The organism is Yersinia fenwicki (assembly GCF_043099325.1).
In the GTDB taxonomy this organism is placed as follows: domain Bacteria; phylum Pseudomonadota; class Gammaproteobacteria; order Enterobacterales; family Enterobacteriaceae; genus Yersinia.
The window spans coordinates 50,975-63,846 of sequence record NZ_CP170755.1 but is presented as its reverse complement, the minus strand read 5'-3'; the positions used below and the strand labels follow the sequence as shown (position 1 = coordinate 63,846).

Below are 12,872 nucleotides of genomic sequence, written 5' to 3'. Positions count from 1 at the left end.
AAACATCAACTGCAATAGGGATTGTTGTCGCTTATTTTCACATCGGCAATTACAGATTTTCGTCCGCCAATTATGTTTTTTGGTTTAATGTTAATTTTATGATAACGATCATGTTTTCTTTCCTGGAAAATGCATAATTCCAGTAAGAGATGTTATCCAGACAATGAATACCAGTGATTATTTATAATTAATTGGGTATTTATGAGATCTACACCACAATTAATAATTCTCTGAATTTAAGTGTGAAATAACGTAATTGAGAGAATAACAAACAACTCCGAAGATAAAAGCTCACCAGCCCGATAATGCGGGTCAGCTTCCAAGGAGTATTGCATGTCATCTTATTTTGATAAATTAGAACAAGTGCGTTACGAAGGCAGCCAGAGCACTAATCCACTGGCATTTCATCACTACAATCCGGATGAAATTATCCTTGGTAAGCGAATGGCCGATCACCTAAGGTTCGCTGCCTGCTACTGGCATACTTTCTGCTGGGGCGGGGCGGATATGTTTGGTAGCAATGCCTTTGAGCGCCCCTGGCAACAATCGGGAGATGCATTGGCTTTGGCAAAACGTAAAGCTGATGTGGCTTTTGAATTCTTCCATAAACTGAATGTGCCTTATTACTGCTTCCACGATGTGGATGTTTCTCCAGAAGGCGCATCATTAAAAGAATATTTAAACAATTTTGCTGCCATGACTGATGTATTAGCTGAGAAGCAAGAAAGTAGCGGCGTAAAATTATTATGGGGCACCGCCAACTGCTTCACCCACCCGCGCTACGGTGCTGGTGCGGCGACCAATCCAAATCCAGAAGTTTTTAGCTGGGCGGCGACCCAAGTCTTTACCGCCATGAATGCCACCCAAAAACTCGGTGGAGAAAACTATGTGTTGTGGGGCGGACGCGAAGGCTATGAAACACTGTTAAATACAGACTTACGGCAAGAACGTGAGCAAATTGGTCGTTTTATGCAAATGGTGGTCGAACATAAACACAAGATTGGCTTCCAGGGCACATTGTTGATCGAACCAAAACCCCAAGAACCGACTAAGCATCAGTATGATTATGATGTTGCTACAGTTTATGGCTTCCTCAAGCAGTTTGGACTAGAAAAAGAGATTAAAGTTAACATTGAAGCTAACCATGCCACTTTGGCTGGACACTCTTTCCATCATGAGATTGCCAGTGCGATTGCATTAGGTATTTTCGGTTCGGTGGATGCTAACCGTGGTGATCCGCAATTAGGTTGGGATACTGATCAGTTCCCGAACAGTGTGGAAGAAAATGCGCTGGTGATGTTTGAAATCCTTAAAGCCGGAGGCTTTACTACCGGTGGGCTGAATTTTGATGCCAAAGTACGCCGCCAAAGCACAGATAAATATGACCTGTTCTATGGCCATATTGGGGCGATGGACACCATGGCTTTAGCACTGAAGATTGCAGCAAAAATGATTGAAGATGGTCAATTAGATAAGCAAGTTGCTGAACGTTATGCCGGTTGGAATACCGATTTGGGGCAACAAATCCTAAAAGGCAAAATGTCGCTGGAAGATTTAGCCTCCTATGCCGAGCAACATAATCTAAACCCACATCACCAAAGCGGGCATCAAGAATTGCTGGAAAATAGGGTTAACCGCTATATCTTCGGCTGATAAACCTCGACGCCGCAGACAAAGCCAAATGAAGGGGAAACGTGCCGTTGGGGTCGCTCTTAGTTTCAAATACAAGTGCGTAAGCCACTGAAGCGCCTCTAGGCACGGTCAACCCTTCACTCTCTGAACGATAAATATGAGGAATACATATGTACCTTGGCATCGATCTGGGCACCTCCGGCGTTAAAGCCATTCTCCTGGCCGAAAACGGGCAAGTTATTGCCAGCCAAGGTGCAGCATTATCTGTTTCCCGCCCACACCCTTTATGGTCTGAGCAAAGCCCCGCCGACTGGTGGCAAGCCACTGATCAAGCTATGCGGGCTTTAGCCGCAGACCATGATTTAACACAGGTAAAAGCACTGGGATTGACGGGCCAAATGCACGGCGCTACTTTGCTGGATAAACAGCACAAGGTGCTGCGCCCAGCCATTTTATGGAATGATGGCCGCAGCTTTGCCCAGTGCCAAGCGCTGGAAAAAGCGGTACCCGAATCCCGCCAGATTACCGGCAATCTGATGATGCCGGGTTTTACTGCACCAAAGCTGAAATGGCTGGCAGAACATGAACCAGAGATTTTCAATCGCATCGATAAAGTATTGTTACCCAAAGATTATCTCCGTTTTCTGATCAGCGATGACTTTGCCAGTGATATGTCAGATGCTGCCGGAACAATGTGGCTCGATGTGGCAAAGCGCGACTGGAGCGATGAGATGTTGGCGGCCTGCGGCCTAAATCGCCAGCATATGCCCGCCCTCTTCGAAGGCAGCCAGATTACCGGCCATGTCAGTACCGAGATTGCGCGACGCTGGGGCATCAACCCTGTTCCGGTAGTGGCTGGCGGGGGGGATAATGCCGCCGGTGCCATCGGGGTGGGCTTGTATCAAACCGGGCAAGCAATGTTATCGCTGGGGACATCCGGGGTCTATTTTGCCGTCAGTGATGGTTTTCTGAGTAACCCGGCCAGCGCCGTACACAGTTTTTGCCATGCTTTACCCAATACTTGGCACCTCATGTCAGTGATGCTGAGCGCCGCATCCTGCCTTGATTGGGCATGCCAACTCACCGGTAACGAGAGTGTTCCTGCGCTGATTAATGAAGTGGAAAATACACCACCAGCCGCCACTCCTGTGTGGTTCCTACCCTATCTTTCTGGCGAACGAACCCCCCACAATAACCCCAATGCTAAAGGAGCTTTTTGGGGATTTACCCACCAACACGGCCGGGCAGATTTAGCTCGTGCGGTATTGGAAGGAGTAGGATTTGCTTTAGCTGACGGAATGGATGCCCTGCATGCTAGTGGTTTACAGCCCACATCAGTCACGTTAATTGGTGGCGGCGCTCGCAGCCCTTATTGGCGGCAAATGCTAGCAGATATCAGCGGCCAGACTTTGGAATATCGAACAGGCGGTGATGTCGGCCCCGCACTCGGCGCGGCCCGACTGGCCCAAATTGCGCTCAATCCGGATGTCCCGTTAGCCGAATTACTGCCTGCATTACCACTGGAACAAACTCATTTACCTAATACACAACGCCATCAATATTACGCGGCTCGACGCGTTATCTTTAAAAAGCTCTATCAGCAATTACTGCCATTATGTGAATGTGAGTAAGATAAAGTGCAAGCTATAAGCACATAGCTAGCAGAACAGGCTGTGGAAATTATATTTTCTTTTCCACAGCCTGAATGCGGCAATGACCTATCGAGCAGTTAACGCTGCGAATGATCATCTGACCAAAATCATCCATATAGCCGAGACTATAGTCGCTACCTTTATATCCGGGAGTCTTGACAGACTCAGTACCGAATGGCGCAATCATGACACTGTCAAAACCGGGAAAATTACCGCGACTATCCTGATTTAAATGCCCTAATGTAACGTAATACGGCGTAGGATTATGAATTTTAAGCTCTTCTCCTTGCTGCCTAATCTGTAACTTCTCCTGCCAGACAGTCTTATAATCCGCTTTAATCGCCGCTGGCCGATAAAATAACTTTATTTTATTTTGGATGGCGATTTGCACTGCTGCGGTTATTTCACTTTTCGGAGGAATTTCCCGCACATTAAAATAGAATAAAGTTTCACGATCAGCGGCTAATTGCTTGATACCTGGCAGTGAAATAATTCTCACCTGGCTTTTCTGACCCACATCAATTCGCTGTATCGCAGGCAAAACAGACAAGGGGCTATCAACTTTCTGCCCAGCGGCATTTTCTAACCAAGATTCTGCTAAGTAAGGCAATACCTCGCTTTTATTTTGCAAAATCACATTGGCTGACGTATCGGCACTATTGAAAATAATCCGCGTTCTATCCAGAGATATTGACGCCTCACTTATCATCGTGACAAACAATAAAGCAGTTCCTACCAGAGCATTATTTCGCTGTTGGTTTGCTCGTATCAGAATAACGTTATTAAGGTTTACCATGACTTATTCCATTCCCATTGATTGTCATACCGTGAATAACGGTTTTCCTTACTCACTGTTTTCGGCCAATAAACTGTTTTAATGAGCCTATCTGGCCATTAATTTTTTAACTTACTGAACGGGCGGTCGTAAAAAATCTGGTCCCTTTTGCTCCCTATGATGGCTGGATTTGGCATTCCACTTAGCTCAAAACCCGCAGATGATGGAACTCTACCCAAACGGCAGAGGGCCGGATATGACTAACAGCGCATTACTGATAATTGATGTCCAACAATCATTCGAACATAAATCTTTTTGGCAACAACAGGATCTCCCTGCCTTCTCTACGGCACTGAACCAACTCATTGCGGGTTGTAAACAGCGCGGAGTAGCACTGGTAGATGTATTCCACGTCGCGCCGGAAGGCCCGTTTTCGCTGGCTTCTGGCTATGTGAAGCCCATGTCATTGGTTTCGCATCACGCAGATGTGACAGTGCAAAAGCGAGTGCATAATGCACTAACTGATTCAGGGCTAGATCAATGGCTGATGGAGCGTCAAATAAACCACCTGATTATTGCCGGTATGCGTACCGAGCAATGCTGTGAAACCACCGCACGCGTGGCGTCGGACCTAGGCTATCAAGTCACTTTCGTCACGGAAGCTACGCTGACCTTTCCAATGACCCAGCCTAATGGCATCGTCCTGAGCAGTGAGGAATTGAAATTACGTACGGAGACGGTGCTCGTCGATCGGTTTGCGACTATCCATACCGTCGCGCAAGTACTGACAGCACTGGATTCACCATCATCAGTAGCGGCTACTCAAAAAGCCGTCAATTGGCAGCCACAGCCTTATCTTCCTCGGACTATCACACCTGCGGGTATCAAAAATCTTAACCGCTGGCAGTTGAAACACTATGTGATTCGTTATTCACAGGCGCAGAGTGCCGTCCCTGCTTATCAACTCGCCAGCCAGTGGTTACCCTATGATGCTGAAACAGTGGATCGCCCCGGAGTTGGTTTTATGATTGAACATCAGGGAAAAACATTGAATTACCTGATTGTTGGTTGGTGGGATAACGAAAACGAATTGCGGGTGAAAGTCTGGGTGCAGGAACAGGGAATTTGGCGCGCAGCGCGTGATGAATCCTTCTGCGTTTGGGATTTACAGGTAATGGGCTTTGAGCGCGATGCTTTTGTTGATACTTTGCTACAGCATACTCCGGATATTCCGGCTTATATGAATCGTTATCTGACGATAACTGTGGATTAACCATGCAACGAAATGTCTATTTTCTCTTGCTGCCCGGCGTGCTGTCGCTGGATTTAACTGGCCCAGCCGAAACGTTACGGCTAGCGGGGTCATTTAACCTTTGTTATATCAGTCCATTACCCGAGGTAATGTCCTCCACCGATATGATGTTAGGCCAATTGCAGGCGCTACCTGATAGCTTACCGGAAGGTAGCTTGCTGGTAGTTCCGGGGGTGAGCGATTCACGTCACTATTTTGCGACAGAAGCAGCCGCAATAGCCCGCCGATGGCTGCAGCAAGAGAAAGTCGCCATTACGCAGCAAAAAACGATATTGGTTTGTGTCTGTTCTGGAGCATTATTGGCGGCTCAAGCTGGGCTGTTGGATGGCTATCAATGCACAACTCATCACCATGTGCTTGAACGGTTACGCCAGCAAGCGCCGGCGGCCCAAACTAAAGAAAACCGTATTTTCGTTGAAGATCGTGGAGTGTATACCAGCGCCGGGATTACCGCCGGTATTGATCTCTCTTTGCATCTGATCAGCCGTTATTGCAGCCCGCAAACTGCACTGGAGGTGGCGCGCGAAATGGTGGTGTATTTTCGCCGCTCAGGTGATGACCCGCAACTTTCACCCTGGCTACGTTATCGTAACCACCTCCACCCGGCGGTACATCGGGCGCAGGACGTGATGTCAGCAGAACCACAAGCGGAGTGGTCACTGCTTCAGGTGGCGCATAAAGCGCATGTCAGCAGTCGTCATTTAACCCGATTATTCCGTGAACATGTGGGGATCAGCGTGCGTGAATATCATGAACAATTGCGGGTCGCGGTTGCCGAAGTCCGCCTGCAGGAAGGATTTAATCTGGAGAAAGCCGCACTGGCAGCCGGATTTTCCTCCGGCCGTCAGCTTCGGCGCGCACAACAGCGCAGGCACGCAATCATTAACTGACTAATCGCCGCCGATCAAGGCGTTGCAACCCCATCGACAATAAAGTGCTTAACGCCAGTGCTAAGGCAAAGACATAGAAAACATCCAGCACCGGATAGTCAGTAAAATCATAATGATGGGTGCGGATGAAATGAATAATCAGTGCATGGAAACCATAAATAGCCAGCGAATGTCCGGCCAGCCAACTCAACCAGGCAATGGGCTGATTCAAGCAGTTTTTAAACCATACCAGCAGTGATACCGCCGCAACAAAAACCAAGGGGCCGCAGTACATATAGAAGGTATCGGCAAAGCTGCCATTAATTCGCGTCTGTTTCTCCGTTGAGATGGCAATAAATATCACGCTTATTATAAACAATAATGCCGCGCCCCAACTGATAGCTCGCCCTCGCGTCTCAAGCATGCCAATCGCTCGCCCCAGTAGCGCATACAGCAAGTAATAGAAAGTATCGCCGTAGATATAGAGATTTATCGGCAGTAATTGAAAACCACCGATTGAATATTTACTGGTCTGCGGGTTGGCCACCACCGCCAACAGCAAAATAACGACCGCCAGATAGCGGCCTGATACCGGTTTGACGTTAATCAGCGGTGAGACCAGGTAAATCACAATAATGGCGTAGAAAAACCACAAATGATAAAACACGGGTTTTTGTAGGATGTTTTTTAGCGACGCCAAACCATTGATCGGGGTCAGGGTAGAAATATAGATAAGTGCTATCACGCTGTAAAACAACAGGCATAGCCCGATGCGGGTAAAATGCTTTTGCTGTGCGCTTTTTTCTCCAAAAAACAGATAACCGGAGATCATAAAGAACAAGGGTACACAGGCCCGAGAAGCCGAATTCAGCAAATTGGCGATGTCCCAGTTCGCTTCCCCTACTTGCGCCCCGCTGGTGACGTAATAGGTGGTAGCATGGATCATGACCACCATAATGCAGGCAACAGCCCGCAGATTATCAATCCAGCCTATCTTATTGGTCATGCATACTCTCTATCGCCGTCATTTATAAAAACGCTTATCTATTTATGTCACCAATAATCAGGCTGCAAACAATAACGTAAATTTGACTGATACCCAAAGTAAATGAACCCCATCAGGACGAAGGGTAATTGTTGCCATAAAGTTATATTGACGGCAAAATAACCCTCCTAATGCACTCTGACTATAGATCCTATCTGAGTGCTTCCAGTTTTTTATTTTTACTATTAATAACTTAACCTATGCAAACTTCATTCTCACCCGCGACGCGTTTAGGTCGACGGGCGCTTTTATTTCCCTTGTGCCTGGTATTATTCGAATTTGCCGCATATATCGCCAACGATATGATTCAGCCCGGCATGCTGGCGGTAGTCGCCGATTTTAATGCCAGTATTGAGTGGGTTCCGACATCAATGACAGCCTATCTGGCGGGTGGGATGTTCCTGCAATGGCTGCTTGGGCCGTTATCAGATCGTCGTGGCCGTCGCCCAGTGATGCTGGTGGGTGTCGCATTCTTCGTGGTCACCTGCCTTGCCATATTATTGGTCACGTCGATTGAACAGTTCATCGCCATGCGTTTCCTACAAGGCATCGGTTTGTGCTTTATCGGCGCAGTCGGTTACGCCACCATTCAGGAATCCTTTGAAGAAGCGGTTTGTATCAAAATCACCGCCCTGATGGCAAATGTGGCATTAATTGCCCCGTTACTCGGCCCATTGGCGGGTGCCGCCTTGATTCATGTTGCACCGTGGCAATTCATGTTTGTGATATTTGCGGCGCTCGGCGCAATTTCATTTGTGGGATTGTGGCGCGCGATGCCAGAAACCGCCTCGCGCCAAGGGGAAAAACTGTCGGTAGGAGCGATGTGGCACGATTATAAACAAGTGCTGGCCAATCGCCGTTTCCTGTGCGGATCCCTCGCATTGGGCTTTGCCAGTTTGCCTCTACTGACTTGGATTGCCCAGTCTCCGGTGATTCTGATCAGCGGTGAGCAGCTCTCAACCGTGGAATATGGCATTTTGCAGGTACCCATTTTCGGCGCACTGATTATCGGCAACCTGACATTGGCGAGATTGAGCGGTAAAACCAGTATTCCGCAACTTATCCGCTATGGTGCCGGCCCGATGATTATTGGCCTAATGATTGCCGCTGGCTCGACCCTCTATTCATCCCATGCTTATTTGTGGATGACTGCTGGGCTGAGTCTCTATGCCTTTGGTATTGGCCTGGCAAATGCCGGTTTAGTGCGACTGACGCTGTTCTCTAGCGATATCAGTAAGGGAACTGTGTCTGCTGCCATGGGGATGATCAGTATGATGGTCTTCACCTTGGGGATTGAATTTGCGAAAGTGGCTTATTTGTGGGGCAATAGCGGTATTTTCAATCTGTTCAATCTCATCAGTGGCTTGCTGTGGCTGGGCTTGGTGATGATTTTTATTCGCCGTCAGCAAGATTCATAGGCTGCAGAGTAATATGTACTGGAGAAGTCACGATATGCTTCTCCAATTTAATATCACTCATGTACTCAAGCTCCCCTGAAATATTTTTGATATAAAGCATCACAAATAGTCTGGTCAAGTTGGTTTGACCAACTTACTGTGATGCTTTATATTTGATGCAGGCCAACAACAAAGGGGGGTCTATGGAAAAGATCAATATTTATGATGCCAAGACCAACTTATCTAAGTTGATTAACGCAGTGACAACTACTGGCGAACCTTTCTTGATTGCCAAAAATGGCAAAGCATTGGTAAAAGTCATTCCTTATATTGAGGAACAGCCAAAACGTAAATTAGGTTTTTTGGCTGGCAAGGTCTCTTGCCCTGATAATTTTGATGATGAAGACAAGGCTGTCATTAATCTGTTTGATGCTAAGGATGAAGATGATTTATTTACTTGATACTCATATTCTAATCTGGCTTGCTGCCAAACCAGAGAAACTTAACAAGGAAGTTGAAAACATCATCACCAATTATAATAATGAAATTTATTTCAGTGTTGCTAATATCTGGGAAATTGCGATAAAAAAAGCACTTAAGAAAATAGAAATTGATCCCGAAATGTTACGCAAGGGATTGTTTGAAAACGGATTCAAAGAATTAGCGGTAAAAAGTGAGCACGTTCTTAACACCCTCAAACTCCCAGACATGCATCAAGATCCTTTTGATCGAATTTTAGTTTCACAAGCCAGAGTAGAAAATCACATTCTCATTACTGCCGATAGCAAAATCATCGATAGCACCGCAGGTTATATAACAATTCTCAAAAATTAGAGATACAGCCAAAACATCATTACAAATGAATTAAAGCGAATAGGCATCTGTAATGATGTTAAATCAGCAATATATTAACTTCCCGCAGAAAACAGCCCGCTGTCGCGCAACAAATGGTCATTACCCCGACGGCGAGTGAAGCCGCTGCGGTCAAAGAATTCAAGGATTTGAATCGCCAGCTTACGGCCAATACCTAACCGGTCACGAAAATCAGCTGCGCTAGCACTGCCTTGACTGGCATCTAATTCACGAATCAACTCAGCAAACTGCTCAATACGTTGGCTCAGATAGTAGCGGTCGGGAACAATTGCCGTGATGTAGCCCAGTTGTGCCGCTTTACGTAGCAAGCTACGCATTTCACTTTCATCCATTGCCAATTCCGCCGCTAAATCACGAACCCACCACGGATCGTCAGAGAAATAGAGGGCAACCTGTTGCCATCGTGCTTGTTCTTGCTCGGTAAATCCCAATCCATGATCAGGGAGATGCAGCCAGCCACGGGTATTTTTTAGCGCGCCTTGTGTCAGCAGATTATCAATCAAACGAAACACCAATGCTTCATCCAATGTCGGCAATGCCATGCGGCGCAAGCGCGCCCGCCCTAATCCTAACTGATCAGTATGCTGTTGATGATAGAGGCATAAAACATGTAATAAGGTTTGTTGAGCTTGCTGAGCATGAGGGCTAGACAGGGCAATATCACCGGCCACCACACAATCAGTACCTGCCAGCAATGTTGCCATATCATGGCTGTTAAGCTGACGTGCCCAACTGAATTTATGCAGAGAAATCGGCCCTTGTGCCAAATGCAACTCTAGCACTTCAGGATCACTCTTCGCTTGCGCTAACGCGCTTAACCACGCCAAAAATGCCGGTTGCCGTTTCCCCCGTTTTGGCACCGCCAGATGAATAACACGCGCTCCACCTAATGTCTTTTTCGCGGCAATATCTCGCAGAATAAGACGATCATTCTCAGCCAACCACAGGGGGTTATCCAGCAGTAGCTCGGCCAGTATCAATTGAGATTTATCGCCCTCTGGTGGAGAGGTGTTAAGCAATGAGAAGCGCCCGGTAATATGGCTGGCGGCATGATGCAAATGCAGCGGTTGCCAGTGCTGTATGGGTTCATCTGCATCGACGACGACCAGCACTCTATCTAGAGGTTCCGCTGGTTGTTGGGCTAATAGCCAGTCGCCACGATTGATCTGTTGTTTGCTAATATCACCGGAGATATTCAGGGCGATGCGCTGGCCAGCCTGCGCGTGCTGGGTATTCTGGTTTTGAGCGTGTATACCCCGCACCCGTACTGGGCAATCGCTGCCCGTGAGCCATAAGGTATCATCCACCGCCACTTTGCCCGCTAAAGCCGTTCCCGTCACCACTAAACCTGCGCCTTTCACACTGAATGCGCGGTCAATAGCCAGACGAAACCGCCGTGATAGCCGGTGACTTTTTTCATCTTGCTGATGGCATTGCGCCAGATGCTCGCGCAATTCACTGATACCCAGATCGGCCGTAACCGCAGTGATAAACAGAGTGACTTGCTCGATTTCCCAGCCTTGTGCTAACAGCTCCTCCATCACTTGCTGGCGTACTTGCGCAATACGCTCGTCATCCACTCTATCGGATTTAGTCAGCGCCACCGTCAATGTCGGGCGCCCCGTCAGCCGCAGGATGGCCAGATGCTCCCGAGTTTGTGCCATCACGCCATCATCACAGGCCACTACCAGCAAAGCATGGTCGATACCGCCGACGCCAGCCAACATATTGGCAAGAAACTTCTCATGTCCGGGGACATCAATAAACCCAATAATGCTGCCATCTGATTGCGGCCAGTAGGCATAACCCAAGTCAATGGTCATTCCGCGCTGCTTTTCTTCCGGCAAGCGGTCAGCATTAACCCCGGTAATCGCCTGTAACAACGTGGTTTTACCGTGATCAACATGACCCGCGGTTGCAATAATCATGGTGCCAACTCCCTGAGCAACGCTGCCTCATCCTCCAAACAGCGCAAGTCCAACCATAAACGCCCATCAGCCACGCGGCCAATGATAGGTTTAGCCAATCCACGCCAGCGCGCCGTCAGTGCCTCCAGAGCGCTTCCACGTCCCTCTTTAGGGGTAAATGTTACTGCCCAACTGGGTAACCGGTCTACAGGTAATGAACCACTGCCAATCTGCGACCAGCATGGCTCTACCGCCAGCGTAAACTCAGCGCCATGACTGCTATTTAGGGCGGTCAACACCCGCTGCGCACTCTCGGCAATATCTTGCGCCGGACGCGCCAGCAGCCGCATTGTCGGTAACAATTCTGTCAAACGATCGGGCTGCTGATAGAGGCGCAAGGTCGCATCTAATGCAGCCAGTGTCATCTTATCGGCCCGAAGCACCCGTTTGAGCGGATGTTGCTGCAATTGATCAATCCACTGCTTTTTACCGAGAATGATCCCTGCCTGAGGGCCACCGAGCAGTTTATCCCCTGAAAAAGTCACCAAATCGACGCCCGCTGCAATTAACTGCTGCGGCATAGGCTCCGCCGGTAAGCCGTAGCGGGTCATATCCACCAGCGAACCACTGCCCAGATCTGTTGCGGTCGGAATCGCAAATTCATGTCCCAAGGCAGCCAGTTGCTGCTCCGCCACCGAGGCCGTAAAGCCCTCAATACTGTAATTACTGGTATGCACTTTCATCAGCAAACCAGTATGTTCGCTAATGGCCTGACGGTAATCTTTTAGATGAGTGCGGTTGGTGGTACCGACTTCAACCAGCTCACAACCGGCCTGACGCATCACATCCGGGATACGAAAAGCGCCGCCAATTTCCACCAATTCACCCCGAGAAACCACGACCTGCTTCCCGGCGGCCATGACAGTCAGCATCAAAAATACCGCAGCGGCATTATTATTAACGATGCAGGCATCTTCCGCTCCAGTCAGTTCGCAGAGTAAATCGGCTACCGCGCGATCACGATGCCCACGACCAGCACCACTCAGCGAATACTCGAGGGTAACCGCGCCGCGCATGGCATCAGTTACCGCAGCAATAGCGGATTCCGCTAAAGGTGCTCGCCCTAGATTGGTGTGTAAAACGGTACCGGAGAGGTTAAAGACGGGTTTTAATGCGGGTTGACGTTGGTTCAGTCGATAACGTAAAGCCGCAGGCCAGTCCGCACACCAATCAGCCAATGTATGGAATTGACGGATGTATTCACGGGCTTCAGCCTGCATCAAACGCAGGTTCTCAGTTAACAATGCTGCGCCATATTCATCCAGCAAAGGGGCCATTTCTGGCGCTCGCAGCAAGCTGTCTATGGCAGGTAACTGACTGTAAAGATGATGGGGTTCTGCGCTCATAGCC

The 12,872-nt window shown here is 48.4% G+C and carries 11 protein-coding genes; 7 read left to right on the top strand and 4 right to left on the bottom strand.

Annotated features, from left to right (window positions below; all coding sequences use genetic code 11):
* The first annotated feature begins 333 nt into the window (after window positions 1-333).
* Together xylA and xylB are read left to right on the top strand one after the other, a co-directional pair.
* Entirely contained in the window at window positions 334-1,653 is a 1,320-nt protein-coding gene (gene xylA, locus ACF3VQ_RS00275) for a xylose isomerase (protein ID WP_392432947.1), read from the top strand.
* 149 nt (window positions 1,654-1,802) lie between these two features.
* The gene (xylB, locus tag ACF3VQ_RS00270) at window positions 1,803-3,263 is read left to right on the top strand and encodes a xylulokinase (protein ID WP_392432946.1); all 1,461 of its coding nucleotides are present in this window, start codon (window positions 1,803-1,805) and stop codon (window positions 3,261-3,263) included.
* 49 nt (window positions 3,264-3,312) lie between these two features.
* On the opposite strand, the gene ACF3VQ_RS00265 is transcribed toward xylB, so the two are convergent.
* Window positions 3,313-4,080, bottom strand: a complete 768-nt coding sequence (locus tag ACF3VQ_RS00265; protein ID WP_392432945.1) for a molecular chaperone — start codon at window positions 4,078-4,080, stop codon at window positions 3,313-3,315.
* Between the two features lie 235 nt (window positions 4,081-4,315).
* Between ACF3VQ_RS00265 and ACF3VQ_RS00260 the strand changes: the two genes are divergently transcribed.
* On the top strand, window positions 4,316-5,332 hold the full coding sequence (locus tag ACF3VQ_RS00260) for an isochorismatase family protein (RefSeq protein ID WP_392432944.1): 1,017 nt from the start codon (window positions 4,316-4,318) through the stop codon (window positions 5,330-5,332).
* Window positions 5,333-5,334: 2 nt separating this feature from the next.
* On the top strand, window positions 5,335-6,261 hold the full coding sequence (locus ACF3VQ_RS00255; protein WP_392432943.1) for a GlxA family transcriptional regulator: 927 nt from the start codon (window positions 5,335-5,337) through the stop codon (window positions 6,259-6,261).
* Here ACF3VQ_RS00255 and ACF3VQ_RS00250 read toward each other — a convergent pair.
* Complete coding sequence (locus tag ACF3VQ_RS00250) at window positions 6,254-7,246, bottom strand: acyltransferase (RefSeq protein WP_392432942.1); 993 nt, start codon at window positions 7,244-7,246, stop codon at window positions 6,254-6,256. The genes ACF3VQ_RS00255 and ACF3VQ_RS00250 overlap by 8 nt on opposite strands.
* A 239-nt stretch (window positions 7,247-7,485) precedes the next feature.
* Between ACF3VQ_RS00250 and ACF3VQ_RS00245 the strand changes: the two genes are divergently transcribed.
* The 3 genes from ACF3VQ_RS00245 (at window position 7,486) to ACF3VQ_RS00235 (ending at window position 9,516) form a co-directional block, all read left to right on the top strand.
* The gene (locus tag ACF3VQ_RS00245) at window positions 7,486-8,703 is read left to right on the top strand and encodes an MFS transporter (protein ID WP_392432941.1); all 1,218 of its coding nucleotides are present in this window, start codon (window positions 7,486-7,488) and stop codon (window positions 8,701-8,703) included.
* Between the two features lie 182 nt (window positions 8,704-8,885).
* Complete coding sequence (locus ACF3VQ_RS00240) at window positions 8,886-9,143, top strand: type II toxin-antitoxin system Phd/YefM family antitoxin (protein ID WP_145589405.1); 258 nt, start codon at window positions 8,886-8,888, stop codon at window positions 9,141-9,143.
* On the top strand, window positions 9,127-9,516 hold the full coding sequence (locus ACF3VQ_RS00235) for a type II toxin-antitoxin system VapC family toxin (protein WP_392432940.1): 390 nt from the start codon (window positions 9,127-9,129) through the stop codon (window positions 9,514-9,516). The genes ACF3VQ_RS00240 and ACF3VQ_RS00235 overlap by 17 nt, the downstream gene beginning before the upstream one ends.
* Window positions 9,517-9,590: 74 nt before the next feature.
* Here the strand turns inward: ACF3VQ_RS00235 and selB are convergent, their stop codons facing one another.
* Window positions 9,591-11,483, bottom strand: a complete 1,893-nt coding sequence (gene selB, locus ACF3VQ_RS00230) for a selenocysteine-specific translation elongation factor (RefSeq protein WP_392432939.1) — start codon at window positions 11,481-11,483, stop codon at window positions 9,591-9,593.
* On the bottom strand, window positions 11,480-12,868 hold the full coding sequence (selA, locus tag ACF3VQ_RS00225; RefSeq protein ID WP_392432938.1) for an L-seryl-tRNA(Sec) selenium transferase: 1,389 nt from the start codon (window positions 12,866-12,868) through the stop codon (window positions 11,480-11,482). The genes selB and selA overlap by 4 nt, the downstream gene beginning before the upstream one ends.
* Between the last annotated feature and the right edge of the window lie 4 nt (window positions 12,869-12,872).